This window comes from Microbacterium sp. HMH0099, assembly GCF_049384025.1.
In the GTDB taxonomy this organism is placed as follows: domain Bacteria; phylum Actinomycetota; class Actinomycetes; order Actinomycetales; family Microbacteriaceae; genus Microbacterium.
The window spans coordinates 502,044-528,103 of the sequence record NZ_JBMRJR010000003.1 but is presented as its reverse complement, the minus strand read 5'-3'; the positions used below and the strand labels follow the sequence as shown (position 1 = coordinate 528,103).

Sequence of the window (26,060 nt, the reverse complement as noted above, 5' to 3'; positions counted from 1 at the left end):
TCGCAACGCCATGATCAGACCCGACCTGAGCCTCCCCATCCCCGAGTCCATCACCGCCGCCCACCTCATCGGGATCGGCGGCTCGGGCATGTCCGGCCTCGCCCGCATGTTCCTCGACCGCGGCATCCGCGTCTCGGGGTCCGACCGCGCCGACAGCGCGGCCCTCCGCGACCTCGCCGCCCGCGGCGCCACGGTCCACATCGGCCACGACGCCGCCCACCTCGGCGACGCCGACACCGTCGTGCACACGGGGGCGATCTGGCCCGAGAACCCCGAGTTCGTCACGGCCAAGGAGCGCGGCCTCCACGTCATCCACCGGTCCCAGGCGCTGCACTGGCTGATCGGCGGCCGGCGCCTGGTGTCCGTCGCCGGCGCGCACGGCAAGACGACCTCGACCGGCATGATCGTGACCGCGCTCCGGGCCCTCGAGCTCGATCCCACCTTCGTCAACGGCGGCGTCATCGCCGACCTCGGCGCCTCCAGCGGCACGGGCTCGGACGACCTCGTCGTCATCGAGGCCGACGAGTCCGACGGCACGTTCCTGCTGTACGACACGTCCGTCGCGCTCATCACCAACGTCGATCCCGACCACCTCGACCACTACGGCTCCCGTGACGCGTTCGACGCCGCCTTCGCGCGCTTCGCCGACGCGGCGGGGGAGGCCGTCGTCATCTCGGCCGACGACCCGGGGGCGCGGTCGGTCCGCGAACGGATCACCCACCGCACCGTCGTCACCTTCGGCGAGGACGCCGACGCGGACGTGCGTCTCAGCGGCATCCGCACCGACGGGCCCGTCGCCTTCACCCTCACCGCCGGCGAGGAGACCGTCGACGTGCAGCTGAGGGTGCCCGGCGCCCACAACGCGGTGAACGCCGCGGGGGCGGTCGCCGTCCTGCGGGTGCTCGGACATCCCCTCGCCGACGCCGCGCGCGCCGTCGAGGGGTTCGGCGGCACGGTGCGCCGGTTCGAGCTGCACGGCGTGCAGCGCGGGGTGAGCGTGTTCGACGACTACGCCCATCACCCGACGGAGGTGGCCGCGGCGCTGTCGGCGGCCCGCACCGTCGTCGGGGACGGCCGTCTGATCGCGATCCAGCAGCCGCACACCTACTCCCGCACGCAGGAGATGTACCGCGAGTTCGCGGAGGTCCTCGAGACGCACGCGGACCACACGGTCATGCTCGACGTCTTCGGCGCCCGCGAGGACCCCGTGCCCGGCGTGACGGGAGAGCTCGTCAGCGGCGCCTTCGCCGACCCCGCCCACGTGCACTACGTGCCGGACTGGCAGCAGGCCGCCGACTACACCGCCTCCATCGCGCGTCCCGGCGACTACGTCATCACCCTCGGCTGCGGCAACGTCTACCAGCTCATCCCGCAGGTCCTCGACGCGCTGGCGCGCACGGACGGCGCGGCGGTCTGAGCCATGGACCGGCCCTCGCCCCTGCCCACCCCGCCCGCGGCGGAGCGCCGGGCTCCCGCCCCGGCACGGGAGGCGAGGCCGTCGGCATCCGTTCGTCCGGATGATGCGGCCCCGTCCCGTCCGGCCGTCGCCGCGGCGGACCGCACCGTCCCCCGGGAGACCCCGGTCGACCCGGAGACGGATGCCACGGGCACGAGCCTGCGCGACGTGTGGCGGGCCTCGCGGGCCCGGCGCCGCGCCCTCCGGGCCGAGGTCAAGCGCTTCACGGTCCGGCAGCGCCGGCGGCGGCGCGTCTGGATCGGCGTCGGCGTCGCCGTGCTGGTGACCGTCCTGGGCACCGCGGGCGCGGCCTACAGCCCGCTCTTCGCCCTGGAACGCGTCGAGGTGGTCGGCACGTCGCAGCTGGACGCGGCCGCGGTGACGGCGGCGCTGGACGACCAGCTCGGCACGCCCCTCGCGCTCGTGGACGACAGCGCCGTGAAGGCGGCGCTCGTGCGGTTCCCGCTCGTGGAGTCCTACACCCTCGAGGCGCGTCCGCCCCACGACCTCGTCGTGCGCATCGTGGAGCGCACCCCGGTCGGCGCGATCGAGTCCGACGGCGTCTTCACGGTGGTGGATGCCGCCGGCGTGGCGCTCTCGACCTCGTCCCAGGCCCCGTCGGGCGTGCCCCTGCTGCGGGTCGACGGCGGCGCCGACTCCACCGCGTTCCGCGCGGCGGGCCGCGTGGTGCGGGCGCTGCCCGACGGCATCCGCTCGCAGGTGGCGGAGGTCACCGCCACGACGGCGGACGACGTCGCGTTCACCCTGACCGGGAGCGGGTCCCGCGTGGTGTGGGCGAGCGCGGACGAGTCGGCGGAGAAGGCCGTCGTCCTGAACCTCCTCCTGCAGAAAAGCCCGCCGCAGGCCGGTCGCGAGTACGATGTCACATCCCCCGAGGCGGGCGTCGTCCGCGGATAGTCGGGGCGATGTTCCGACACGCCGCGTGTCGATCGGTCGGGGCGGGAAGCGCCGCCTACCTTCGAGCTAAGGAATTGCATACCGGGCAATTCTTTAACCCTCAACATGAGGTTTAGAGTTTCGGGTTCGGGGATAACGGAGGCCTGCATGAGCCACAACCAGAACTACCTCGCCGTCATCAAGGTCGTCGGTGTGGGCGGAGGCGGCGTCAACGCCGTCAACCGCATGATCGAGCTGGGCCTGCGCGGCGTGGAGTTCATCGCGATCAACACCGACGCGCAGGCGCTGCTGATGAGCGACGCGGACGTCAAGCTCGACGTCGGCCGCGAGCTGACGCGCGGCCTCGGCGCCGGTGCGGATCCCGAGGTGGGCCGTCGCGCCGCCGAGGACCACGCCGAGGAGATCGAGGAGGCGCTGCGCGGCGCCGACATGGTCTTCGTCACCGCGGGCGAGGGCGGCGGGACCGGCACGGGCGGCGCGCCCGTCGTCGCCAAGATCGCGAAGTCGATCGGCGCCCTCACCATCGGTGTGGTCACCAAGCCGTTCTCCTTCGAGGGCCGTCGTCGCCAGAGCCAGGCCGAGGGCGGTGTGGCCCGCCTGAAGGAGGAGGTCGACACCCTCATCGTCGTCCCGAACGACCGTCTGCTCGAGATCAGCGACCGCGGCATCTCGATGATCGAGGCGTTCGCCACGGCCGACCAGGTGCTGCTCGCCGGTGTCCAGGGCATCACCGACCTCATCACGACCCCCGGTCTCATCAACCTCGACTTCGCCGACGTCAAGTCGGTCATGCAGGGCGCCGGTTCGGCCCTCATGGGCATCGGCTCGGCCCGCGGCGCGGACCGCGCCATCAAGGCCGCGGAGCTGGCCGTCGAGTCGCCCCTGCTCGAGGCCTCCATCGAGGGCGCCCACGGCGTGCTGCTGTCGATCCAGGGCGGATCGAACCTCGGCATCTTCGAGATCAACGACGCGGCCCAGCTCGTCAAGGAGGCCGCGCACCCCGAGGCGAACATCATCTTCGGAACGGTCATCGACGACACGCTGGGCGACGAGGTGCGCGTGACGGTCATCGCGGCCGGCTTCGACGGCGGCGAGCCCTCGCTGCGCATCGACGCCGTCGGTGCGGCGCGCCCGGCCGCGACCCCGGTCCTGCCGTCCATCCCCGCGGACGACGTGGCGCGCGACCTCGACGCCGCCGAGGAGCAGAAGGCGGCCACCGATCGCGGGACCGAGCGCACCCCCGAGCGCGCGCCCGAGCCGGCCCCGGTCGTCGCCCGCGTGCCCGAGAGCTCGTTCGACGGCTACGCCGACGACGACCTCGACGTGCCCGACTTCCTCAAGTAAGCCGCGCGGCAGCGAGCGGGTCCGGTTCCGACCGGGCCCGCTCTGCCGTCGAAGGAGACCCATGGATGCCACCCTCGCCGACCGGCTGGCGGACGTCGACGCCCGCATCGTCGAGGCCGCCCGTGCCGCGCACCGGGACCCCGCGGAGATCACCCGGATCGTCGTGACGAAGTTCCACCCCGCGGCGCTCGTGGCGGAGCTCCACGCGCTCGGCGTCCGACACGTGGGCGAGAACCGTCAGCAGGAGCTGAGCGCCAAGCGGGAGGAGCTCGCGCATCTGCCCGGTCTCACCTGGCACTTCATCGGCCAGGCGCAGACGAACAAGGCCCGCGCGGTCCGCGCCGCGGCGGGCGTCGTCCACTCCGTCGACCGCCCCCGGATCGCCGATGCGCTCGACGCGGCCGGCGGCGACGAGGTCCTCGACGTGCTGCTGCAGGTGAACCTCACCGAGGACCCGGGTCGCGGCGGCGTCGCGCCCGCGGAGGTGGAGGCGCTCGCGACGCACGTGCACGCGCTCCCCGGGCTGCGCACGCGGGGCGTGATGGCCGTCGCCCCGCTCGACGAGGACCCGGCGCGCGCCTTCGAGAGGCTGCGCGCCGCCTCGGACGTGCTGCGCACCGTCGACCCCGCCGCCGGGTGGATCTCGGCCGGCATGACGAACGACTTCCCGGAGGCGATCGCGATGGGTGCGACACACCTACGGATCGGCTCGGCAATCACGGGTCCGCGGCCCGTGCGCGGCTAGCCTCGAACCAGACGAGCGAACGGAGGATGCGATGTCGAACCCGCTCAAGAAGACGATGGTGTACCTGGGACTCGCCGACGAGGAGGAGACCTATGAGGAGCCTGCCGCGCAGCCGGTCGCTCGCAAGCAGCCGCAGCCGGCTGCTGTCGAGAAGACCGCGCCCGTGACGCCGCTGCACCGCCCCGCCGTGGTGCGTCAGCCGACGGCCGGACCGGTCAGCGAGATCCTGACGGTGCACCCCAAGCAGTACCGCGACGCTCAGACGATCGCCGAGAACTTCCGCGAGGGCATCCCGGTCATCATCAACCTGTCGCAGATGAGCGATGCGGACGCACGTCGTCTGATCGACTTCGCGAGCGGACTCTCGCTCGGACTGTACGGCCGCATCGAGCGGGTGACGAGCAAGGTCTTCCTGCTCTCGCCCGAGAACATCGCCGTCTCCGGCGACGGTGCGATCGCTCAGGCCGACCCCGAGGTCGCGCCGTTCGCGCAGCCGTAATCCGGTGGCCGTCCTGAGCCTGGTCGGCTCCATCCTCAGCACGCTCCTCTTCATCTACATCATCGTGCTGCTGGCGCGTCTCGTGCTGGAGTACATCCCGCTGTTCAACCGCGAGTGGCGCCCGCGCGGAGCGAGCCTGGTCGCGGCGGAGATCGTCTACACGGTCACCGACCCGCCCATCAAGCTCCTGCGCCGGGTGATCCCGCCGCTGCGCATCGGGGGCATCGCGATCGACTTCGCTTTCGCGATCACGATGTTCCTCTGCTTCCTGCTTCTGAGCGTCACCAGGTCCCTCGCGGCCCTGTGACGATCCGCCGCCGCCCTTCGACACCGGAGAAGGGCGGCGGCTATGCTGTTCCGAAGCGGTACGCCCCGGTGCGACACCCCCACAGTTCCGACTCAGAGCTCTCGAAAGAGGAAACACCATGGCACTGACCCCCGATGACGTCGTCACCAAGCAGTTCCAGCACGTGCGGTTCAAGGAGGGCTTCGACCCCGACGAGGTCGACGACTTCCTCGACGAGATCGTCGTCGAGTGGCGCAAGACCATCGCCGAGAACGAGGAGCTGAAGGCCAAGCTCGCCGCGTACGAGAACGGTGAGGCCGCTCCGGCCGCCGCCGCCGCTCCCGCCGCCGAGGAGCCCGCCGCCGCCGAGGAGCCCGCCGCCGAGGCCCCGGCCGCCGCTGCCCCGGCCCCCGCCGCCGAGCCCGACACGGCCCCCGCCGCCGCCAGCGCCGGCATCATCGAGCTGGCCCAGCGCCTGCACGACGAGCACGTCGCCGAGGGCAAGGCGCAGCGCGACCAGCTCATCTCCGAGGCGCAGGCGCAGGCGGCATCCATCGTCGCCGAGGCCGAGCAGAAGGGCCGCGAGGAGCGCGCCCGTCTCGAGAAGGAGCGCACGACCCTCGAGGGTCGTATCACCGAGCTCCGCACCTTCGAGCGCGACTACCGTGCACAGCTGCGCTCGTACATCGAGGGCCAGCTCCGCGACCTCGACACCTCGGCGTCCACCTCGGGCTCGACCCCGGTGTCGGCCATCGGCCTGTAAACCCTTTTGCGCAGTCGACCCCCCCTGCGTGCGGCGGCGGCCGGCATCCTCATCGCGATCCTCGCGGTGACGGTGCTGGCCGCCGACCAGTTCACCAAGGTCCTCGCCATCGCGTCCCTGCCGCCCGAGCAGGTGGTGCCGATCCTCGGCGAGTTCCTGCAGTTCTACCTCGTCCGCAACCCGGGCGCCGCGTTCTCCCTCGGCGAGGGCGTCACGTGGTTGTTCACGATCGCCCTCGCGGTGGTCGCGGGTGTGATCGTGTTCCTCGCCGTCACCCGCGTGCGGTCGCGGCTGTGGGCGACCGTGCTCGGTCTGCTGCTGGGCGGCGTGCTCGGCAACCTCACCGACCGCCTGCTGCGCGACCCGGGCTTCCCGGTCGGGCACGTCGTCGACTTCATCTCGACGCCCTGGATGATGCCCGCCATCTACAACGTGGCCGACATGTTCATCGTCACGATGATGATCTCCGTCGCGCTCCTCGTCCTGTTCGGGCTCCGCCTCGACGGCACGCGCGAGACGCGGGCGTCGCGCGAGGCCGAGGCCGCCGCGGCGGCCGACGACACCCCCGCGCCCGCCGGTGAGGCCGCTACGGCCGCTGACACCGCCGCGCCCGCCGCTGCGGCCGCTGACACCGTCGCGCCCGCCGACCGCCGTCCGGCGACGTCCCAGCGACCCGCCGACGACAGCCGACGCGCCCAGCCCGGAGAGGCGGCGGACACCGCCGAGCCGGGGACCCGCTGACATGGAGTCGCGGAGCCTCCCCGTCCCCGACGGGCTCGACGGAACGCGCATCGACCAGGCGCTCGCCAAGATGCTCGGGTTCTCGCGCACCTTCGCGGCGGACGTCGCCGACGCCGGCGGCGTGACCGTCGACGGGCGCACCGCCGCCCGCTCCGACCGCCTGCGGGCCGGGTCGTGGCTCCTCGTCGAGTGGGAGCCGAAGCGCGACCCCGAGATCGTCCCGGTCGCGGTGCCCGATCTGGGCATCGCCTACGACGACGACGACATCGTGGTGGTCGACAAACCCGCGGGCGTGGCCGCGCACCCCTCGGTCGGCTGGGACGGGCCCACGGTCCTGGGCGCCCTCGCCGCGGCGGGATACCGGATCGCGACGACGGGCGCCGCCGAGCGGCAGGGGGTCGTGCACCGTCTCGACGTCGGCACCAGCGGCCTCATGGTCGTCGCCAAGAGCGAGCGGGCGTACACGCTCCTCAAGGCCGCGTTCAAAGAGCGCGAGGTCGAGAAGGTCTACCACGCGGTCGTCCAGGGGCACCCGGACCCGCTCGCGGGGACGATCGACGCCCCCATCGGACGGCACCCGAGCCACTCCTGGAAGTTCGCCGTCACACCGGACGGCAAGGACTCGGTCACCCACTACGAGACGCTCGAGGCCTTCCCGCGCGCCTCGCTGCTGGAGATCCACCTCGAGACCGGACGCACCCACCAGATCCGGGTGCATATGGCCGCCCACCGTCACCCGTGCGTCGGCGACCCGCTCTACGGGGCCGACCCGACGCTGGCCGCCCGGCTGGGGCTGACCCGGCAGTGGCTGCACGCCCATCGGCTCGCCTTCGCCCACCCGGCGACGGGGGAGTGGGTCTCATTCGAGTCCGCCTACCCCGCCGACCTCGCGCACGCTCTCGAGCTGCTGAGCGACGGAATCTGACGACACGCGCGGGAGACGTCCTCCGACTGGGTGTCCGCCACGAACATCGCGAGGCGATGTCGGAGGTCGACCGTAGACTCGACGCGTGGCAGCAGACTCCTTCGTTCACCTCCACGTGCACAGCGAGTACTCGATGCTCGACGGCGCTGCGCGCATCGGCCCGATGGTCCAGGAGGCCGTCACGCAGGGGATGCCGGCGATCGCCGTCACCGACCACGGCAACACGTTCGCGGCCTTCGAGTTCTACAAGACCGCCAAGGACGCGGGCATCAAGCCGATCATCGGCATCGAGGCCTACGTCACCCCCGGCACCCACCGCTCGGACAAGGCGCGTGTGCGCTGGGGCACACCGGAGCAGCAGGGCGACGACGTGTCCGGCTCGGGCGCGTACACGCACATGACGCTGCTGTCCGAGACGACCGAGGGCATGCACAACCTGTTCCGCCTGTCGTCGAAGGCGAGCATGGAGGGCTACTACTTCAAGCCCCGCATGGACCGCGAGCTGCTGCAGACGTACGGCAAGGGGCTCATCGCGACGACCGGGTGCCCCTCGGGCGAGGTCCAGACGCGGCTGCGCCTCGGCCAGTACGACGCCGCGCGAGCGGCGGCGGCGGAGTTCCAGGACATCTTCGGCAAAGAGAACTACTTCGCCGAGATCATGGACCACGGCCTGTCCATCGAGCGCCGGGTCATGAGCGACCTGCTGAAGATCTCGAAGGACCTCGGCATCCCGCTGGTCGGCACCAACGACCTGCACTACACGCACCAGCACGACGCCACGAGCCACGCGGCGCTGCTGTGCGTCCAGTCGGGCTCGACGCTCGACGACCCGAAGCGCTTCAAGTTCGACGGCGACGGCTACTACGTCAAGTCGCCGGCCGAGATGCGCCAGGTCTTCCGCGACAACCCGGAGGCCTGCGACAACACGCTGCTCATCGCCGAGCGGTGCGAGGTCGAGTTCGACACCTCCGCCAACTACATGCCGCGCTTCCCCGTGCCTCCGGGCGAGACCGAGGGCAGCTGGATGATCAAGGAGGTCGAGAACGGCCTGCAGGACCGCTACCCCGGCGGCATCCCGGATGCCGTCCGGAAGCAGGCCGAGTACGAGACCGACGTCATCCTGCAGATGGGGTTCCCCGGCTACTTCCTCGTCGTCGCCGACTTCATCAACTGGGCCAAGCGCAACGGCATCCGCGTCGGTCCCGGTCGTGGATCGGGAGCCGGCTCGATGGTCGCGTACGCGATGAAGATCACCGACCTCGACCCGCTGCAGCACGGCCTCATCTTCGAGCGCTTCCTCAACCCCGACCGCGTCTCCATGCCCGACTTCGACGTCGACTTCGACGACCGTCGTCGCGGCGAGGTCATCCAGTACGTCACGGAGAAGTACGGCGACGAGCGCGTCGCTCAGATCGTCACGTACGGCACGATCAAGGCGAAGCAGGCGCTCAAGGACGCCGGTCGCGTCCTCGGCTTCCCGTTCAGCATGGGCGACAAGCTCACCAAGGCGATGCCGCCGGCGGTGATGGGCAAGGACATGCCCCTCGACGGGATGTTCAACCCGGAGCACCCGCGCTACAAGGAGGCGAGCGAGTTCCGCACGCTCATCGAGACCGACGCCGAGGCGAAGACGGTCTTCGACACCGCGCTCGGGCTCGAGAACCTGAAGCGGCAGTGGGGTGTCCACGCCGCGGGCGTCATCATGTCGAGCGAGCCGCTCATCGACATCATCCCGATCATGCGCCGCGAGCAGGACGGCCAGATCGTCACGCAGTTCGACTACCCCGCGTGCGAGTCGCTCGGCCTGATCAAGATGGACTTCCTCGGGCTGCGCAACCTCACCATCATCAACGACGCGCTCGACAACATCGAGGCCAACCGCGGCCATCCGCTCGTCCTGGAGGACCTGGATCTCGACGACGCGGCCTCGTACGAGCTGCTGGCGCGCGGCGACACGCTCGGCGTGTTCCAGCTCGACGGCGGGCCGATGCGCTCGCTGCTGCGCCTGATGCGCCCCGACAACTTCGAGGACATCTCGGCCGTGCTGGCGCTGTACCGCCCGGGTCCGATGGGCGTGAACTCGCACATCAACTACGCGCTGCGAAAGAACAAGCAGCAGGAGATCGAGCCGATCCACCCCGAGCTCGAGGAGCCGCTGGCCGACATCCTCGACACGACCTACGGCCTCATCGTCTACCAGGAGCAGGTGATGGCCGTCGCCCAGCGCGTCGCCGGGTACACGCTCGGACAGGCCGACCTGCTGCGTCGCGCGATGGGCAAGAAGAAGAAGAGCGAGCTCGACAAGCAGAAGGAGATCTTCTTCGGCGGCATGACCGAGCGCGGCTTCGGCGAGGTCGCCCAGCAGACGCTGTGGAAGGTGCTCGAGTCCTTCGCGGACTACGCCTTCAACAAGGCCCACACCGCCGCATACGGTCTCGTCTCGTACTGGACCGCGTACCTCAAGGCTCACTATCCCGCCGAGTACATGGCCGCGCTGCTGACGAGCGTGGGCGACTCGAAGGACAAGATGGCGGTCTACCTCAACGAATGCCGCCGCATGGGCATCAAGGTGCTCCCGCCCGACGTCAACGAGTCCATCCGCTTCTTCGCCGCCGTGGGCGAGGACATCCGCTTCGGCCTCGGCGCGGTCCGCAACGTCGGCACGAACGTCGTCGACGGGATCGTGGCCGCGCGGCAGGAGGCCTCCTACACGTCGTTCCACGACTTCCTGTCGAAGGTCCCCGTCCACGTCGCGAACAAGCGCACGGTGGAGTCGCTCATCAAGGCCGGGGCGTTCGACTCGCTCGGATCGACGCGGCGCGCTCTGGTCGAGATCCACGAGGACGCCTGCGAGGGCGCGGTGCTCGACAAGCGGCGCGAGGCCAACGGCGAGGTCGGCTTCGACTTCGACTCGCTCTGGGACGAGCCCCAGCAGGTGCAGAAGGTCCCCGAGCGGCCCGAGTGGACGAAGAAGGACAAGCTCGCGTTCGAGCGCGAGATGCTCGGCCTGTACGTGTCGGACCACCCCCTCGCGGGTCTCGAGGTGCCGCTCGCCAAGCACGCGTCGACGTCGATCCACGACCTGCTCGCCTCGGAGGACGTGCAGGACGGCGATCAGGTCACCGTCGCCGGGCTGCTCACGAGCGTGCAGCACCGCGTCGCGAAGCAGAGCGGCAACCCGTACGGCATGGTCACCGTCGAGGACTTCAACGGCGAGGTGACCGTGATGTTCATGGGCAAGACCTACGCGGAGTTCGGCCCGGCGCTCGTGGCCGACAGCATCATGGTCGTCCGCGGGCGCGTGTCCCGTCGGGACGACGGCCTCAACCTGCATGCGCAGAGCGCGTTCGCGCCCGACCTCGAGGGTCTCGACGAGACGAGCGGCCTGGTGCTGATGGTGCCGGAGCAGCGCGCCAACGAGGCGCTCGTGGGCGAGCTCGCGCAGATGCTCCGTCGGCATTCAGGCAGTACAGAGGTGACGCTCAAACTGCACAAAGCGGGCACGGCGAAGGTCTTCGAGGTGCCGCTGCCCGTCCGCGTCACCGCCGACCTGTTCGGGGAGCTGAAGGGGCTCCTCGGCCCCAACTGCCTCGGCTGAGCACCCCGCCGTGCCGACGGCTGTCAACCCGGGCGGACCGGCGGCGATCTCGCGGCACGCTCGATATGTGACGGTGCGCCGGGCGCGTTCCGGCACTCTGGATACGTGACGGTGCGTGCGCGCTCCGAAACCCCCGGATATGTGACGGTGCGCCTGGCGCTCCGGCACCATCGATACAGTGACGACGCGCTCCGGCGCTCGGAAAGGATGATCGTGACTGATCGCAACGACGACCACATCGCCGCGGTGGCGGCCCCGGACGACGGCGCCACGGGGCGCCCCGCCCCCGACGGGACCGCGGGGGAGACCCCCGCCGCCGGCGCGGCGCACACGTCCCGCCCGCACGACGCCGACGCATCCGCGCGGCCGGGCGCCGCCCGCCCCGACTCGACGGACGCGCCGCAGTACGGCGTCGGCCCGTTCTCGGTGCGCGAGGTCGTGCTCCTCGGAATCTGGGCCGTCGCGTTCCTCGTGTCGTTCTTCCGCCTCAACGAACTCGTCGTTCCGGCCCGGGTGCTGGTCGGCGGGTCGAACGTCTGGCTGTCGGGTCTGTGGTGGATCCCGGCCATCGCGCTGCCGACGGTCGCCGTGGGTCTCATCGTGCTGCGCCGCCTGTCGCCCCAGGGCATCCGGCGCGTGGGCTCGCTCGGCATCGACCAGTTCGCCTCCGTCGCGTTCTCGGTCGCGGCCCTCGTGTGGGTGGCGTGGGTGTGGGACACCGTCGCCGTCGCGAACGAGGCCGGCTTCTGGCCCCGCTCCTGGGTCGTGTGGGTGGAGGCGGCCCTCATGGTCGCCGGTGTCGTCTTCACCGTCTTCGCGCCGTTCATCCCGCCGTTCGAGCAGGACTTCCAGCGTCGCGACGAGATCCCCGCGCACCGCAACGCCCGGCCAATCGCCGGGGTCGTCCCGCGCCCGCGCGCTCCGCGCGCCCCGCGCGCGCCCCGCGCACCGCGCGCCGCGGCGTCGAAGCCCGCCGCCGCACCGGCTCCGTCCGACGTCCGCCGCGAGGGGGACGCCCCCGGCTCGTACACGGGCTCCGTCGATCTTCCCCACGACGGGGCACCGGCGACGACGGTACTGCCGGCCTCCACCGGCGGTCACGACGCCGACACCCAAGACACGGACGTGTTCGCGCCGCTGCGCGACGACACCGGCGCGCAGACGGCCGTGCACGACACTCACGGCGACGAGCCCCACCCGCACGCGGCGCAGGCGTTCTGGGCGCTCGTGCCGGAGGAACGCGAGATCGTCGACGACTACGGCACGCCCATCTTCCACATCGGCCCCACCGCCTGGGCGCTCGTGGTCGAGGACCGCGGCGAGACGTTCGTCGTGCGCCACGACGACGGCCGCATCGGCTACCTGCACGACGTCTCCGGCGTCACGCGCGGCTGACCACCTGAGCAGCGCCTGCGAGCCGCTCCGCCTCGGGGCGGGCGGCTCGCGGGCGGCCGGTAGCCTGGACTCATGCTCCGCACCATCGATCTGCGCGGCCGCGTCCTCACGCCGGCCGAGCTGCTCGCCGCCGTTCCCCGCGCCGATGCCGCGCGCGACGAGGCCCTCGCGACGGCCGCCCGCCTCGTCGACGACGTCGCCGCCCACGGCGAGCAGGCCCTGCGCGACCAGGCCGAGCGATTCGACCGCGTGACCGGCCACGCCCTGCGCGTCCCCGCGGAGCACCTCGACGAAGCCCTCGACCAGCTCGCGCCCGAGATCCGCGCCGCGCTCGAAGAGGCCATCCGCCGTGTGCGCACGGCCTCGGCCGCGCAGGTGCCGCCGCCCACGGTCACCGAGATCGGTCCCGGGGCCCGCGTCACCCAGCGCTGGCAGCCGGTGCGCCGCGTGGGCCTCTACGTCCCCGGCGGCAAGGCCGTCTACCCGTCCAGCGTCGTCATGAACGCGGTTCCCGCGCAGGTCGCCGGTGTGCGCGAGGTCGCCCTCGCCTCGCCTCCGCAGGCGGCCTTCGACGGGCGCGTGCACCCCGTGATCCTCGCGGCCGCCCGGCTGCTGGGCGTCACGGAGGTCTACGCCATGGGCGGAGCGGGCGCCATCGGCGCGTTCGCCCACGGGGTGTCCGCCATCGGCCTCGACCCGGTCGACGTGGTCACCGGGCCGGGCAACAACTTCGTGGCATCCGCCAAGCGCGCCGTCGCCGGACGCGTCGGAACCGACTCCGAGGCCGGTGCCACCGAGATCCTCGTCGTCGCCGACGCCTCGGCCGACCCCGGTCTCGTCGCCGCCGACCTGGTCAGCCAGGCCGAGCACGACGAGCAGGCGTCCGCCGTCCTCGTGACGGACGACCCCGAGCTGGCCGACGCCGTGCGCGCAGCGCTGCCCGAGCGCGTTGCGGCGACGCGGCACAGCGCCCGCGTGACGACCGCGTTCGACGGGCCGCAGTCGGCCGTCGTCCTCGTCGACGACATCGCGCAGGCGACCGCCTTCAGCAACGCTTACGCGCCCGAGCACCTGGAGCTGCACCTGTCCGACCCGCGTCCCGAAGACTTCGTGCACGCGGGCGCGGTGTTCGTCGGCCCGTACACGCCGGTCAGCCTCGGCGACTACCTCGCCGGCAGCAACCACGTGCTGCCGACCGGGGGACAGGCGCGGTACAGCTCCGGTCTCTCCGCGGCGACCTTCCTGCGCCCGCAGCAGGTCGTGGAGTACGACCGCGACGCGCTGGCGGCGGTCCGGGATGCCATCGTCACCCTCGCCGAGGCCGAGGCCCTGCCCGCGCACGGCGAGGCCGTCACCGCCCGCTTCCCGGCGTAGTCTGGCGATCCCATGCATTGTCCCTTCTGCCGGAACCCGGACTCCCGGGTCATCGACTCGCGCACGAGCGACGACGGTCTCAGCATCCGTCGTCGTCGGCAGTGCCCGAAGTGCGGCGGCCGGTTCTCGACGGTCGAGACGGCGAGCCTGAACGTCATCAAACGGTCGGGGGTCGTCGAGCCGTTCAGCCGCGAGAAGGTCGTCTCGGGGGTGCGGAAGGCCTGCCAGGGCCGTCCCGTCACGGACGCGGACCTGGCGATGCTCGCGCAACAGGTCGAGGAGGCGATCCGGCAGACGGGGTCGTCGCAGATCGAGGCCAACGAGATCGGCCTGTCGATCCTCGGCCCGCTCCGCGAGCTCGACGAGGTGGCCTACCTGCGCTTCGCAAGCGTCTACCAGGCGTTCGAGTCGCTGGACGACTTCGACGCGGCGATCGCGCAGCTGCGCGCGGACCACGCCGCCCGCGCGGCCGCCCGCCCCGTCCCGGCCGCGGACTGACGCCGGCCCCGTCCCGGCCGCGGACTGACGCCGGCCCCGGGAGTTCTCGCCCGCGACGGTCCAGTACCCTGGCGGTGATGTATCCCCTCCTCTTCCGCACGGTCCTCGCCCGCATGGATCCGGAGCGCGCGCACCACCTCGGCGCTCTCGTCATCCGTGCCGTCGGTCTTCCCCCCGTCGCCGCCGTCGCGCGGCGTCTGACCGCGCCCGCCCCCGGCGCCGAGGTTCACGCCCTGGGCCTGCGCTTCGACTCGCCGTTCGGCGTGGCCGCCGGGTTCGACAAGAACGTCACGATGGGCAAGGGCCTGCACGCCCTCGGCTTCGGACACGTCGAGGTCGGCACGATCACGGCGCTGCCGCAGCCGGGCAACCCGAAGCCCCGCCTGTTCCGCCTCGTCGCCGACCGCGCCGTCATCAACCGCATGGGGTTCAACAACGACGGTGCCGCCGTCGCCGCGCGCCGACTGCGGGCGCTGCGCCGCTCGCGTCGCCGCCCGGTCCTCGGGGTCAACATCGGCAAGAGCCGCGCCGTCGCCGTCGAGGACGCGACCACCGACTACGTCCGCAGCGCCCGTCTGCTCGCACCGCTGGCCGACTACCTCGTCGTCAACGTCTCCTCGCCGAACACCCCCGGCCTGCGGGGTCTGCAGGCGGTCGAGACGCTCCGTCCGCTGCTGACCGCGGTCCGGGATGCCGCCGGCTCGACGCCGCTGCTCGTGAAGATCGCCCCGGACCTCGCGGACGACGAGGTGCAGGACATCGCTCATCTGGCGGTGGACACCGGACTCGCCGGGATCATCGCGACGAACACGACGATCGCACGCACAGGGCTGACGGCCGACCCGGCCGCGGTCGAGGCGATGGGTGCCGGCGGGCTGTCCGGCGAGCCGCTGAAGGCGCGCGCCCTCGAGGTGCTGCGCCTGGTGCGCGCCGCGGTCCCGTCGGAGTTCGTCGTCGTCTCGGCCGGGGGAGTGGACACGGCCGCGGACGTCCGCGCGCGTCTCGCCGCCGGGGCGACGCTCGTCCAGGGCTACACCGCGTTCCTGTACCGCGGGCCGCTCTGGGCGCGGCAGATCAACCGCGGTCTCGCCCGCGGACACTGAGCCTGCGGAGACGGAAGCGGCGCGCCCCCGAGGGGACGCGCCGCTTCCGTCTGTCTGTCCGGGGACTCAGACCGGGTACTGCCCGCGCTTGACCTGCGCCTTGGGCAGGCGCATGAAGCGCATCTGGACCGTGCGCATCGCCGCGTACCAGCCGAGGCCCTTCTCGACCTTGGTCTCGCCGAACTTCTCCTTGGCGGCCCGCTTGACGCGGATGGAGGTGATGATCATGTCGCCGACCACGAACAGGATGAAGATCCACAGCGCGACGAACGACCAGTACTGGAAGAAGCCGACGGGGATGAGCGTGGCCACGATGACGAGGATCATGAACGGCATCACGCCTTCGCCGAGGTGCCACCCGGCGTCGACGAAGTCGCGGGCGAAGCGGCGCTGCGGACCCTTGTCGCGGACGGGGAGGTAGCGCTCCTCGCCGGCGGCCATGCCGACGCGCGCCTTCTCGCGCTGTGCGGCGAGCTCGGCTCGCGCACGCTGCTTCGCCTCCTTGGTGTCGGCGACGAGGGGACGCCGACGCGCCGCCTCCTGCTCGGCGCGCGACGGCGTCGCGCGGCCCTTGCCCGAACCGAGGTCCGTCGGCTCGACGGGGGTGTCGTTGGGGGCGGGGGCGGATGACTTGGCCACGGGAAACCTCGGGGATCGCTGATCGGGAGACTTAAGATTACCCGCATGACCCTCGACCTGTCCCGGCAGGATGCTGTGCGTGAGGCCGCATCCGCCGGCATCCCCACCGCTCTCGCCGACCTCGGCGCCCTCGTCCGCATCCCTTCCATCGCCTGGCCGGCGTTCGACCAGTCCGCCGTCGTCCGCAGCGCCGAGGCGGTGGCCGAGCTCGTGCGCGGCACCGGCGTCTTCGACCGGGTCGAGGTGGCCCGCGCCGGAATCCCCGGCACCGACGAGGTCGGTCAGCCCGCCGTCCTGGCATCCCGTGCCGCCCGCAACGGGCGCCCGACGGTCCTGCTCTACGCCCACCACGACGTCCAGCCCCCGGGAGACGACGAGCTGTGGGAGTCGCCGCCGTTCGAGCCGACGGTCCGCGACGGCCGCCTGTATGGTCGCGGCGCAGCCGACGACAAGGCCGGCGTCATGGCGCACGTCGCGGCCGTCCGCGCGGTGAACGAGGCGCTCGGCGACGACCTCGACCTCGGCATCGCCATGTTCATCGAGGGCGAGGAGGAGTACGGCTCCCGCTCATTCGGCCAGTTCCTCTCCGACCACGCCGACGTGCTCCGCTCCGACGTGATCGTCGTGGCCGACTCGGGCAACTGGGACGAGCGCACCCCCGCGCTCACGGTCTCCCTGCGCGGCAACGCCCGGTTTACGCTGACGGTGCGCACCCTGGACCACGCGTCCCACTCGGGCATGCTCGGCGGCGCGGTCCCCGACGCGATGCTCGCGACCGTCAAGCTCCTCGCGACGCTGTGGGACGACGACGGCGCGGTCGCGGTGGAGGGGCTCCACGAGCGCGACGCCGAGACGCCCGCCTACGACGAGCAGACCCTCCGCGCCGAGTCGGGACTCCTCGACGGGGTCTCGCCCATCGGCCGCGGCACGATCCTCAGCCGGATGTGGAACAAGCCGTCGATCACCATCACCGGAATGGATGCCACCTCCGTCGAGGCCGCGTCCAACACCCTGGCCCCGCAGGCCCGCGTCGTCATCAGCGCGCGCGTCGCCCCCGGGCAGAAGGCCGAGGAGGCCTTCGCGGCGATCGAGGCGCACCTGCGCGCCCACGCGCCGTTCGGCGCGCACCTCGAGTTCGCCGACGTCGACTGCGGCGACGCGTTCCTCGTCGACACCTCGGGCTACGCGGTGGAGGACGTCCGCGCCGCGTTCGCCGACGGCTACGGGGTCGAGTCCGTCGACGTTGGCGTGGGCGGGTCGATCCCGTTCATCGCCGACCTCGTCGCGGAGTTCCCCGGCGCGCAGATCCTGGTCACCGGTGTGGAGGACCCCCACTCGCGCGCCCACAGCCCGAACGAGTCGTTGCACCTGGACACCTTCCGCAACGCCGTCGTGTCCGAGGCGCTGCTCCTGGCCCGGTTGAACGCGCGGTCGGCGTGATCTCGGACCGATCCGGGCGCGGCGGGCGTAGACTCGTGACCGTCCGCGTCCGATTCATCCGAAGGGCTTCGTCATGACCGACACCACCCTGTCGTCCGCCCCCGCCACCCGTGAGCACGGCGTCGCCCTGTCCGACGCCGCTGCCGACAAGGTCAAGAGCCTGCTCTCGCAGGAGGGCCGCGACGACCTGCGTCTGCGCGTCGCCGTCCAGCCGGGCGGATGCTCCGGACTCATCTACCAGCTCTACTTCGACGAGCGCTACCTCGACGGCGACAAGGTCGTCGACTTCGACGGCGTCGAGGTCATCGTGGACGACATGAGCGTGCCGTACCTCGACGGTGCGAGCATCGACTTCAAGGACACGATCTCGGAGCAGGGCTTCACGATCGACAACCCCAACGCGCAGGGCTCCTGCGCCTGCGGCGACAGCTTCCACTGACGCCCGACGGGCCCGGCGTCCTCGCCGATTCGACAGCCCCCGGAACCGCGGATCACACCGTGGATTCCGGGGGTTTTCGATGTCTCGGTGCTGGACGATTGGCCTGAGGACCCTAGGAGGTTGCTCTAGACTGTCGAGAGCAACATCCCTGACTCGGAAAGGTGCATTGTGCCCTCCAAACGTCGCCTCCGCTGGGCAGCGCTCCCCGTCGGGATCGCCTCGGCCACGCTTCTGGCCGGCTGCACCACGTCGCAGCTGCACGGCTTCCTCCCCGGCTTCGTCGAGGACGGCACGCCCGCCACGAACCACACCGACATGGTCGCCGGTCTCTGGGTCAACTCGTGGATCGTCCTCCTCGCGGTCGGTGTCATCACGTGGGGCCTCATGCTGTGGTCCGTCATCGCCTACCGGCGTCGCAAGGGCCAGTCCGGCCTCCCGGTGCAGCTGCGCTACAACATGCCGGTCGAGATCTTCTACACGGTCGTGCCGCTGATCCTCGTGGTCGGCTTCTTCGCCTTCACCGCGCGCGACCAGACGATCCTCGAGACGCAGTACGAGGACCCGGACGTGTCCATCACCGCGTACGGCAAGCAGTGGGCCTGGGACTTCCAGTACAACGGCGAGCAGGAGGACAACTCCGACGCCGTGTACAGCATGGGCGTCCAGGCGCAGGAGACCTCCGACGGCTACGACCTCGACGACGTCCCCACGCTGTACCTGCCGGTCGACAAGACGGTGCAGATCGAGCTCCGCTCGCGCGACGTCATCCACTCCTTCTGGATCGTCGACTTCCTCTACAAGAAGGACATGTACATCGGGCGCGAGAACTACTGGTCCTTCACGCCAACCCGCGAGGGCACGTACGAAGGCAAGTGCGCCGAACTGTGCGGCGAGTACCACTCCGCGATGCTGTTCAACGTCAAGGTCGTGAGCGAGCAGGAGTACGAGGACTACCTCGACACCCTGCGGGCGGCCGGCGACGTGGGCGACATCAGCGACCTGCAGCGACTGCAGAACCTCAGCACGACGGTTGCCACCGAAGGGAACGAGTGATCATGGCAACGACGCTTCCTCTGCAGGAGAAGGGCGCCGGGCGACCGACGACCCTCCCGCCGCGTCAGGCCGCTCTGCTCAGCACCACGCGTGTCGAGCAGAAGGGCAACCTGGTCGTCAAGTGGATCACCTCCACCGACCACAAGACCATCGGGTACATGTACCTGATCGCGTCCGTCATCTTCTTCATGCTCGGCGGCGTGATGGCGCTCATCATCCGCGCCGAGCTGTTCGAGCCGGGCATGCAGATCATCCCGACGAAAGAGCAGTACAACCAGCTGTTCACGATGCACGGCACGATCATGCTGCTCATGTTCGCGACGCCGCTGTTCGCGGGCTTCGCCAACGCGCTCCTGCCGCTGCAGATCGGCGCTCCCGACGTCGCCTTCCCGCGTCTGAACGCCTTCGCCTTCTGGCTCTTCCTGTTCGGGTCGACCATCGCCGTCTCCGGCTTCCTCACCCCGCAGGGTGCGGCCGGCTTCGGCTGGTTCGCCTATCAGCCGCTCGCCAACGCGAGCTTCTCGCCCGGCGTCGGAGGAAACCTCTGGATGCTGGGTCTGGGCATCAGCGGCTTCGGCACCATCCTCGGCGCGGTGAACTTCATCACCACGATCCTCACGATGCGCGCCCCGGGCATGACGATGTGGCGCATGCCGATCTTCACCTGGAACACCCTCATCACGAGCATCCTCGTGCTGCTGGCCTTCCCGGTCCTTGCCGCCGCGATCTTCGCCGCCGCCGCCGACCGCGTGCTCGGCGCCCAGATCTACAACCCGGAGAACGGCGGCGTGCTGCTCTGGCAGCACCTGTTCTGGTTCTTCGGGCACCCCGAGGTGTACATCATCGCGCTGCCGTTCTTCGGCATCGTCTCGGAGATCTTCCCCGTCTTCAGCCGCAAGCCGATCTTCGGCTACAAGACGCTCGTCTACGCGACGATCGCCATCGCGGCACTCTCGGTCGCGGTGTGGGCGCACCACATGTACGTCACCGGCGGTGTGCTCCTGCCCTTCTTCGCCCTGATGACGATGCTCATCGCGGTGCCCACCGGCGTGAAGATCTTCAACTGGATCGGCACCATGTGGCGCGGATCGGTGACGTTCGAGACCCCGATGGTCTTCGCTCTCGGCTTCCTCGTGTCGTTCGTCTTCGGTGGTCTCACCGGCGTCATCCTCGCGTCGCCGCCGCTGGACTTCCACCTGTCGGACTCGTACTTCGTCGTCGCCCACTTCCACTACGTCGTCTTCGGCACCGTCGTCTTCGCGATGTTCGCCGGCTTCTACTTCTGGTGGCCGAAGTGGACGGGCAAGATGCTCAACGAGCGTCTCGGCATGGTCCACTTCTGGATGCTGTTCGTCGGCTTCCACATGACGTTCCTCATCCAGCACTGGCTGGGCGTCGACGGCATGGTCCGTCGTTACGCCGACTACGCGGCCGCTGACGGCTGGCAGTGGGAGAACCAGGTCTCGACCATCGGCTCGATGATCCTCGGCGCATCGATGATCCCGTTCCTCCTGAACGTCTGGATCACCGCCCGCAAGGCGCCGCGTGTGACCGTCGACGACCCGTGGGGCTACGGCGCCTCCCTCGAGTGGGCCACCTCGTGCCCGCCGCCGCGTCACAACTTCACGTCCATCCCGCGCATCCGCAGCGAGCGGCCCGCGTTCGACCTGAACCACCCCGAGGCCGGCATCCCGGTCGGTGTGGGCCCGGCGAAGGACGCTCCGGACGCCCCGGTCGTCGACGCCGCTGCTGGAGAGGTGAAGTAAGTCCATGCGCACCAATGTCGGACTGTGGTGGATCCTCACCGCGTTCTTCTTCGCCGTCGCGGTCATGTACGCCGTGTGGAACGTCATCAGCCACGGCTCGGTGGAGTGGGTCGGCACCGTCGCCCTCGTCTTCACGGGTCTCATGGGCACGATGATCGCGTTCTACCTGGGCCGGGTGCAGAAGGCCCAGGGCGGCGAGCTGCCCGAGGACATCCTCACCGCGGATATCGACGACGGCGACCCCGAGATGGGCGAGTACAGCCCCTGGTCGTGGTGGCCCATCGTGCTCGCGGCCTCGGCCGCGATCGCCGCCATGGGTCTCGCGGTCGGCAGCTGGCTCGTCCCGATCGGCTTCGGCGTCTTCGCGATCGCCATCGTCGGCTGGGTGTACGAGTACTACCGCGGGTACTTCGCGCGCTGATCCCGTGCCCCTCCGGCTGAACGTCGCCGCCGTCTCCGACGCCGGCGCCCACCGTCCCACCAACCAGGACGCCGCCTTCGCGGCGTCCTGGGGTGCGGCGGTGGCTGACGGCGTCGGGGGAGGACCGTCGGGAGACCTGGCCTCCGCGGCGCTGATCCACCGCCTCGTGGCGACACGGGGGACGGAGATGGATGCCGACGACCTCCTCGTCCGCATCCGCGAGGCCAACTGGGACATCCGCGCCCACGTCGAGCGCGATCCCGCCCTGCAGGGCATGGCCACCACGTTCACGGGGGTCTTCCTGGCGGCATCCGGAGACCTGCTCCTCGCGCACACGGGAGACTCGCGCGCCTACCTCCTGCGGGACGGTGCCTTCTCGCGCGAGACCCGCGACGACTCGTACGTCCAGGCTCTCGTCGACCACGGCATCATCCCGCCCGAGGCCGCGGCCGCTCACCCGCGCCGCAACATCATCACCGCATCGCTCGCGGGTGCGGAGGGTGACGTCGTCTCCGTCGCCGAGCGGCGTCCGACCGTCGGCGACCGCTGGCTGCTGTGCAGCGACGGTCTGACGGACTACGTCCCCGAAGCGGATGTGGCGCAGCTGGTCGCGGACGCCCCGGACCCGCAGGCCGCCGCGGCGTCGGCCGTCGCCCTCGCCCTCGAGGCGGGCACCCGCGATAACGTCACCGTCGTCGTCTGCGACGTCGTCGATGACGACGATCGTGGAGGACCGGAGCCGGTGTTCTTCGGCTCTGCGACGCGCTGGTTCGCCGAGGACGTGCAGACGGCCTGACGGCGCTGTCGGCGGCCGTGCCGGCCTCCACGGCGCGCTCGGGCGCCTCCACGGAAGGTCTGGCCGTCAGGGCAGGCTCAGGAGTCGTCACAGACGGTCAGACACCTACACGGAAGCGCCGGCCGTCACGGCAGGCGGAGGCCGCCACAGATCCTCAGGAGCCAGCACAGGCGCTCAGGCGCCTCCACGGACGCTCAGGTGCAAGCACAGACGCTCAGGCGCACGCACAGTCGCTCACGCCGTCACGGAACGCTCACGCCGTCACGGACGCCGTCTGCGACCTCTGCCGCACGACCATGACGAGCGGGTCGAACACACGCTGTCCAGGTCCGTCGTCGGTCTCCCACGGCTGTCCCTCGCGCACCCAGTACTCGTAGCCGCCGAGCATCTCGCGCACGTCGTAGCCGAGGCGGGCGAACTCCCGGGCGCCGCGATGGGCGCCGTTGCATCCGGGGCTCCAGCAGTACACGACGACCGGGAGGGTCCGGTCGATCTCCTGCGGCGCGCGTGCGGCGATCTCCGCGTGAGGCAGGTGCACGGCCCCGCTGATACGGCCCTGCCGCCATGCATCCTCGCCACGGACGTCGACGAGCGTGAACGAGACGCCGGCACGCTGGTCCGCGTACACGTCCGCACAGTCGGTCTCGAAGGCGAGGCGTGCGGAGAAGTGGGCGAAAGCGTCGGTCATGACGCCCACGGTAGGGCCCACCGAGCGCGCTGCCGAGGCGGCCGAACGTCATCGATGCGCCGGTTCCTGCCACGTCGTGGCAGGAGCAGGGGAGCGGAGCCGCCACGCACGGGCGGAGGGGCGTGCGGCACGGCTCTGCACGGCCCGGAGAACGCCGCCGGCGGGCCGGCCCGGAGAGCGCCGCGGGCGGACGGGGACGACGAAGCCCCCGGCGCATGAGGCGCCGGGGGCTTCGAAAGGGACGACGGGTGTTACTCGCCCGTGTCGTCGCGACGGTTGCGCTCTTCCAGACCGCGCGGCTGACGCAGCTCGACCTCGGCCTTCTCGTGCGTCGGCGACATCGGCAGACGTCCGTCCTCCGCGGCCCGCGCGTTCGCACCGGCGATCTCGTCGGCCTCCTCGCGGTCGATGTGGTCGAGCGAGTGGTGCTGGTGTGCGACAGCGGCATCCAGCTCCGCCTGCGTCAGCGGGGTGAGACGGTCCTCGAAGAACCACCGCGAGGCGGCCGCACGCAGGTGCTGGAGCGGGGAGATCTGACCCTTGGCGTTGGGACGCACGACGAGCGGCTCGTAGGTCTCGTTGTCGACGAGCTTCCAGCGCTCGAACTCGTCCACCGGCTGGTGCACCTCGATGTACTCGCCGCCGGGGAGGCGGACGATGCGACCGGACTCGTAGCCGTGCAGGGCGATCTCGCGGTCCTTCTTCTGCAGCGCGAGACAGATGCGCTTGGTGACGAAGTAGGCGAGGATCGGACCGAGGATCAGCAGGGCCTGCAGCGTGTGGATGACGCCTTCCATCGTGAGGTGGAAGTGGGTCGCCATGATGTCCGACGAGGCCGCCGCCCACATGACCGCGTAGAAGGTGACGCCGGCCGCACCGATGGCGGTGCGGGTCGCCGCGTTGCGGGGACGCTGGGCGATGTGGTGCTCGCGCTTGTCGCCGGTGATCCACGCCTCGATGAAGGGGTAGATGAGCACCAGGACGATGAACAGGCCCAGGATGCCGACCGGGATGATGATGTTCCACGAGAAGGTGTGGTCGAACAGCACGAACTCGAGGTGCGGCGGAATGAGACGGAGCATGCCGTCGGCGAAGCCGATGTACCAGTCGGGCTGCGTACCCGCGGACACCGGGGACGGGTCGTACGGGCCGTAGTTCCAGATCGGGTTGATCGTGAACAGCGCCGCGATGAGGACGATGACACCGAACGTGATGAAGAAGAAGCCACCCATCTTCGATGCGTACACCGGGAGGATCGGGTAGCCCACGACGTTGCTGTTCGTGCGGGCCGGGCCGGCGAACTGCGTGTGCTTGTTGATGATCATCAGCATCAGGTGCACGGCCAGCAGCGCGACGAGGATCGCCGGCAGCAGGAGGATGTGCAGCGTGTAGAGACGTCCGACGATCGCCGTGCCCGGGAACTCGCCGCCGAAGAGCAGGAACGAGGTCCAGGTGCCGATCAGCGGGAGGCCCTTGATCATGCCGTCGATGATGCGCAGACCGTTGCCCGAGAGCAGGTCGTCGGGGAGCGAGTAGCCGGTGAAGCCCTCGGCCATCGCGAGGATGAAGAGGATGAAGCCGACCACCCAGTTGAGCTCGCGCGGCTTGCGGAACGCGCCCGTGAAGAACACGCGGAGCATGTGCACGCCGATGCCGGCCACGAAGACCAGCGCGGCCCAGTGGTGGATCTGACGGACCAGCAGGCCGCCGCGGAGGTCGAACGAGATGTGCAGCGCCGACTCCATCGCCGCGGACATCGCGATGCCGCGCATGGGCTCGTACGCGCCGTCGTAGTGCGTCTCGACCATGGACGCCTGGAAGAAGAACGTCAGGAACGTACCCGAGAGGAGCACGACGACGAAGCTCCAGAGCGCGATCTCACCGAGCATGAAGGACCAGTGGTCCGGGAAGATCTTGCGACCCATCTCCTTGACGATGCCCGAGAGGCTCGTGCGCTCGTCGAGGTAGTTCGCCGCCGCGCCGACGAAGCGGCCGCCGAGCGGCTTGCCGTCACGACCGGCAGCCGGGGGACCGGAGTAGACGGCCGGCTCGGTGGTGACGTTCTCGGTGGGGTGAGTACCGGTACTCATGAGCGCTCCCAGAAGCTGGGGCCGACGGGCTCCTGGAAGTCACCCTTCGCGACGAGGTAGCCCTCGGCGTCGACGGTGATGGGGAGCTGCGGCAGGGGACGGGCGGCCGGGCCGAAGATGACGGCCGCACCATTCGCGACGTCGAACTGCGACTGGTGGCACGGGCACAGAAGGTGGTGGGTCTGCTGCTCGTACAGGGCGACGGGGCACCCGACGTGCGTGCAGACCTTGGAGTACGCGACGATGCCGTCGTACGACCAGTCGAGGTTGTTGGTTTCGGGGTTGAGCTGCTCGGGCTGCAGACGCATGAGCAGCACGATCGCCTTGGCCTTCTCCTCGAGGTAGCCCTCGTCGTGGCCGAGGCCCGCGAGCTCCTCGGGGATCACGTGGAAGGCCGAGCCGAGGGTGACGTCCGCGGCGCGGATGGCACGGCCCGAGGGGTCGTGCGCCAGGCGCATGCCCTCCTCCCACATGGTGTGGCTGAGGAGCGCGACCGGGTTCTGGTCCTGCGGTGCGAGGCCGCGGAACAGCGTGATGCCGGGGATGACCGAGGCGGCCAGGGCGGCGAAGAGCGAGTTGCGGATGATCTCGCGACGACCGAAGCCGGAGTCCTTGTCGGCCTCGACGAACACGTTCACCGCGGCTTCGCGGGTCGTGTCCTGCCCACGCGTGGCGTGGCGGTCCTCGATGTACTCCTTGTCGGACATGACCGACTTCGACCAGTGGATCGCGCCGATGCCGATGGCCAGCAGCGCGAAGGCGATGCCGAGTCCGATGAACAGGTTGTTGTAGCGGATGTCGATCAGCGCGCCCGACTCGATCGGGAAGATCATGTAGGCGATGCTCGCCCAGATGCTCGCGGCGACCGAGACGTAGAACAGCGTGTAGACCGTGCGAACGGCGCGCTTCATCGTCTGCGGGTCCTGGTCCGTCGCACGGTGACGGTGCGGCGGCAGGCCCGGGTTCTCCACGGAGTCGGGAACCGCGACGGCGAGCCCGGCGGAGGGCTTCCACGAAGCCCTTCCGTGCTCGAGTGCGTCTTCCTCGTGTGCCATGGTGCTCCTCGTACGTTTACGTTGCGTC

Annotated in this window: 23 protein-coding genes and 1 pseudogene; 20 read left to right on the top strand and 4 right to left on the bottom strand. The window is 70.5% G+C overall.

Going from position 1 to position 26,060, the window contains the following annotated elements:
- The first annotated feature begins 10 nt into the window (after window positions 1-10).
- The 14 genes and pseudogenes from murC (at window position 11) to ACO03V_RS09625 (ending at window position 15,645) form a co-directional block, all read left to right on the top strand.
- Window positions 11-1,417, top strand: a complete 1,407-nt coding sequence (gene murC, locus ACO03V_RS09690; protein WP_423137433.1) for a UDP-N-acetylmuramate--L-alanine ligase — start codon at window positions 11-13, stop codon at window positions 1,415-1,417.
- Window positions 1,418-1,420: 3 nt separating this feature from the next.
- Window positions 1,421-2,374: an FtsQ-type POTRA domain-containing protein gene (locus ACO03V_RS09685; protein WP_423137432.1), complete on the top strand. Its 954-nt coding sequence runs from the start codon at window positions 1,421-1,423 to the stop codon at window positions 2,372-2,374.
- Window positions 2,375-2,521: 147 nt separating this feature from the next.
- Window positions 2,522-3,718: a cell division protein FtsZ gene (ftsZ, locus tag ACO03V_RS09680; protein WP_367727297.1), complete on the top strand. Its 1,197-nt coding sequence runs from the start codon at window positions 2,522-2,524 to the stop codon at window positions 3,716-3,718.
- A 61-nt stretch (window positions 3,719-3,779) separates the two neighbouring features.
- A complete protein-coding gene (locus tag ACO03V_RS09675; RefSeq protein WP_423137431.1) occupies window positions 3,780-4,463 on the top strand; it encodes a YggS family pyridoxal phosphate-dependent enzyme in 684 nt (227 codons plus the stop codon).
- 31 nt (window positions 4,464-4,494) lie between these two features.
- Entirely contained in the window at window positions 4,495-4,962 is a 468-nt protein-coding gene (locus ACO03V_RS09670; protein WP_367727293.1) for a cell division protein SepF, read from the top strand.
- A gap of 4 nt (window positions 4,963-4,966) precedes the next feature.
- Window positions 4,967-5,269, top strand: a complete 303-nt coding sequence (locus ACO03V_RS09665) for a YggT family protein (protein ID WP_367727292.1) — start codon at window positions 4,967-4,969, stop codon at window positions 5,267-5,269.
- 118 nt (window positions 5,270-5,387) lie between these two features.
- Window positions 5,388-6,011 carry a DivIVA domain-containing protein gene (locus ACO03V_RS09660; protein WP_367727291.1) on the top strand — a complete coding sequence of 208 codons (624 nt, stop codon included), beginning with the start codon at window positions 5,388-5,390 and terminating at the stop codon, window positions 6,009-6,011.
- A 6-nt stretch (window positions 6,012-6,017) separates the two neighbouring features.
- Window positions 6,018-6,596: pseudogene (gene lspA, locus ACO03V_RS09655) on the top strand (signal peptidase II); the annotation flags it as partial.
- A gap of 157 nt (window positions 6,597-6,753) precedes the next feature.
- Window positions 6,754-7,677, top strand: a complete 924-nt coding sequence (locus ACO03V_RS09650) for an RluA family pseudouridine synthase (RefSeq protein WP_367727289.1) — start codon at window positions 6,754-6,756, stop codon at window positions 7,675-7,677.
- Between the two features lie 133 nt (window positions 7,678-7,810).
- Complete coding sequence (gene dnaE, locus ACO03V_RS09645) at window positions 7,811-11,275, top strand: DNA polymerase III subunit alpha (protein WP_423137504.1); 3,465 nt, start codon at window positions 7,811-7,813, stop codon at window positions 11,273-11,275.
- 213 nt (window positions 11,276-11,488) lie between these two features.
- Window positions 11,489-12,670: a hypothetical protein gene (locus ACO03V_RS09640; RefSeq protein ID WP_423137430.1), complete on the top strand. Its 1,182-nt coding sequence runs from the start codon at window positions 11,489-11,491 to the stop codon at window positions 12,668-12,670.
- A 72-nt stretch (window positions 12,671-12,742) separates the two neighbouring features.
- Window positions 12,743-14,044, top strand: a complete 1,302-nt coding sequence (gene hisD, locus ACO03V_RS09635; protein ID WP_367727284.1) for a histidinol dehydrogenase — start codon at window positions 12,743-12,745, stop codon at window positions 14,042-14,044.
- Between the two features lie 12 nt (window positions 14,045-14,056).
- Window positions 14,057-14,542 (top strand): transcriptional regulator NrdR, encoded by a 486-nt coding sequence (gene nrdR, locus ACO03V_RS09630; RefSeq protein WP_367727283.1) that lies wholly within the window; start codon window positions 14,057-14,059, stop codon window positions 14,540-14,542.
- A 77-nt stretch (window positions 14,543-14,619) separates the two neighbouring features.
- Complete coding sequence (locus ACO03V_RS09625) at window positions 14,620-15,645, top strand: quinone-dependent dihydroorotate dehydrogenase (protein ID WP_423137429.1); 1,026 nt, start codon at window positions 14,620-14,622, stop codon at window positions 15,643-15,645.
- Between the two features lie 66 nt (window positions 15,646-15,711).
- Here ACO03V_RS09625 and ACO03V_RS09620 read toward each other — a convergent pair whose 3' ends face one another.
- Window positions 15,712-16,284: a DUF3043 domain-containing protein gene (locus tag ACO03V_RS09620; protein WP_367727281.1), complete on the bottom strand. Its 573-nt coding sequence runs from the start codon at window positions 16,282-16,284 to the stop codon at window positions 15,712-15,714.
- 45 nt (window positions 16,285-16,329) lie between these two features.
- Between ACO03V_RS09620 and ACO03V_RS09615 the strand changes: the two genes are divergently transcribed.
- The 6 genes from ACO03V_RS09615 (at window position 16,330) to ACO03V_RS09590 (ending at window position 22,199) form a co-directional block, all read left to right on the top strand.
- Window positions 16,330-17,724 carry a dipeptidase gene (locus ACO03V_RS09615; RefSeq protein WP_423137428.1) on the top strand — a complete coding sequence of 465 codons (1,395 nt, stop codon included), beginning with the start codon at window positions 16,330-16,332 and terminating at the stop codon, window positions 17,722-17,724.
- A 73-nt stretch (window positions 17,725-17,797) separates the two neighbouring features.
- Window positions 17,798-18,163, top strand: a complete 366-nt coding sequence (erpA, locus tag ACO03V_RS09610) for an iron-sulfur cluster insertion protein ErpA (protein WP_367727279.1) — start codon at window positions 17,798-17,800, stop codon at window positions 18,161-18,163.
- 168 nt (window positions 18,164-18,331) lie between these two features.
- Window positions 18,332-19,216, top strand: coding sequence for a cytochrome c oxidase subunit II (gene coxB / locus ACO03V_RS09605; protein ID WP_367727278.1), 885 nt, complete (start codon window positions 18,332-18,334; stop codon window positions 19,214-19,216).
- Between the two features lie 2 nt (window positions 19,217-19,218).
- Complete coding sequence (ctaD, locus tag ACO03V_RS09600) at window positions 19,219-20,982, top strand: cytochrome c oxidase subunit I (RefSeq protein WP_367727277.1); 1,764 nt, start codon at window positions 19,219-19,221, stop codon at window positions 20,980-20,982.
- A 4-nt stretch (window positions 20,983-20,986) separates the two neighbouring features.
- Window positions 20,987-21,403 (top strand): cytochrome c oxidase subunit 4, encoded by a 417-nt coding sequence (locus ACO03V_RS09595; RefSeq protein ID WP_367727276.1) that lies wholly within the window; start codon window positions 20,987-20,989, stop codon window positions 21,401-21,403.
- 4 nt (window positions 21,404-21,407) lie between these two features.
- On the top strand, window positions 21,408-22,199 hold the full coding sequence (locus tag ACO03V_RS09590; protein WP_367727275.1) for a PP2C family protein-serine/threonine phosphatase: 792 nt from the start codon (window positions 21,408-21,410) through the stop codon (window positions 22,197-22,199).
- A 253-nt stretch (window positions 22,200-22,452) separates the two neighbouring features.
- On the opposite strand, the gene ACO03V_RS09585 is transcribed toward ACO03V_RS09590, so the two are convergent.
- The 3 genes from ACO03V_RS09585 to ACO03V_RS09575 form a co-directional block, all read right to left on the bottom strand.
- Window positions 22,453-22,887, bottom strand: a complete 435-nt coding sequence (locus tag ACO03V_RS09585) for a rhodanese-like domain-containing protein (protein ID WP_423137427.1) — start codon at window positions 22,885-22,887, stop codon at window positions 22,453-22,455.
- A gap of 251 nt (window positions 22,888-23,138) precedes the next feature.
- A complete protein-coding gene (locus tag ACO03V_RS09580; protein WP_423137426.1) occupies window positions 23,139-24,977 on the bottom strand; it encodes a cytochrome b in 1,839 nt (612 codons plus the stop codon).
- Window positions 24,974-26,032: a ubiquinol-cytochrome c reductase iron-sulfur subunit gene (locus ACO03V_RS09575; protein WP_367727270.1), complete on the bottom strand. Its 1,059-nt coding sequence runs from the start codon at window positions 26,030-26,032 to the stop codon at window positions 24,974-24,976. The genes ACO03V_RS09580 and ACO03V_RS09575 overlap by 4 nt, the downstream gene beginning before the upstream one ends.
- Window positions 26,033-26,060: the final 28 nt, after the last annotated feature.

Excerpts from the sequence above, each read along its gene's own strand:
- murC (WP_423137433.1), top strand. The coding sequence starts at position 11 with ATGATCAGACCCGACCTGAGCCTCCCCATCCCCGAGTCCATCACCGCC.
- ACO03V_RS09685 (WP_423137432.1), top strand. The coding sequence starts at position 1,421 with ATGGACCGGCCCTCGCCCCTGCCCACCCCGCCCGCGGCGGAGCGCCGG.
- ftsZ (WP_367727297.1), top strand. The coding sequence starts at position 2,522 with ATGAGCCACAACCAGAACTACCTCGCCGTCATCAAGGTCGTCGGTGTG.
- ACO03V_RS09675 (WP_423137431.1), top strand. The coding sequence starts at position 3,780 with ATGGATGCCACCCTCGCCGACCGGCTGGCGGACGTCGACGCCCGCATC.
- ACO03V_RS09670 (WP_367727293.1), top strand. The coding sequence starts at position 4,495 with ATGTCGAACCCGCTCAAGAAGACGATGGTGTACCTGGGACTCGCCGAC.
- ACO03V_RS09660 (WP_367727291.1), top strand. The coding sequence starts at position 5,388 with ATGGCACTGACCCCCGATGACGTCGTCACCAAGCAGTTCCAGCACGTG.
- ACO03V_RS09650 (WP_367727289.1), top strand. The coding sequence starts at position 6,754 with ATGGAGTCGCGGAGCCTCCCCGTCCCCGACGGGCTCGACGGAACGCGC.
- dnaE (WP_423137504.1), top strand. The coding sequence starts at position 7,811 with ATGCTCGACGGCGCTGCGCGCATCGGCCCGATGGTCCAGGAGGCCGTC.
- hisD (WP_367727284.1), top strand. The coding sequence starts at position 12,743 with ATGCTCCGCACCATCGATCTGCGCGGCCGCGTCCTCACGCCGGCCGAG.
- nrdR (WP_367727283.1), top strand. The coding sequence starts at position 14,057 with ATGCATTGTCCCTTCTGCCGGAACCCGGACTCCCGGGTCATCGACTCG.
- ACO03V_RS09625 (WP_423137429.1), top strand. The coding sequence starts at position 14,620 with ATGTATCCCCTCCTCTTCCGCACGGTCCTCGCCCGCATGGATCCGGAG.
- ACO03V_RS09615 (WP_423137428.1), top strand. The coding sequence starts at position 16,330 with ATGACCCTCGACCTGTCCCGGCAGGATGCTGTGCGTGAGGCCGCATCC.
- erpA (WP_367727279.1), top strand. The coding sequence starts at position 17,798 with ATGACCGACACCACCCTGTCGTCCGCCCCCGCCACCCGTGAGCACGGC.
- ctaD (WP_367727277.1), top strand. The coding sequence starts at position 19,219 with ATGGCAACGACGCTTCCTCTGCAGGAGAAGGGCGCCGGGCGACCGACG.
- ACO03V_RS09595 (WP_367727276.1), top strand. The coding sequence starts at position 20,987 with ATGCGCACCAATGTCGGACTGTGGTGGATCCTCACCGCGTTCTTCTTC.
- ACO03V_RS09585 (WP_423137427.1), bottom strand. The coding sequence starts at position 22,887 with ATGACCGACGCTTTCGCCCACTTCTCCGCACGCCTCGCCTTCGAGACC.
- ACO03V_RS09580 (WP_423137426.1), bottom strand. The coding sequence starts at position 24,977 with ATGAGTACCGGTACTCACCCCACCGAGAACGTCACCACCGAGCCGGCC.
- ACO03V_RS09575 (WP_367727270.1), bottom strand. The coding sequence starts at position 26,032 with ATGGCACACGAGGAAGACGCACTCGAGCACGGAAGGGCTTCGTGGAAG.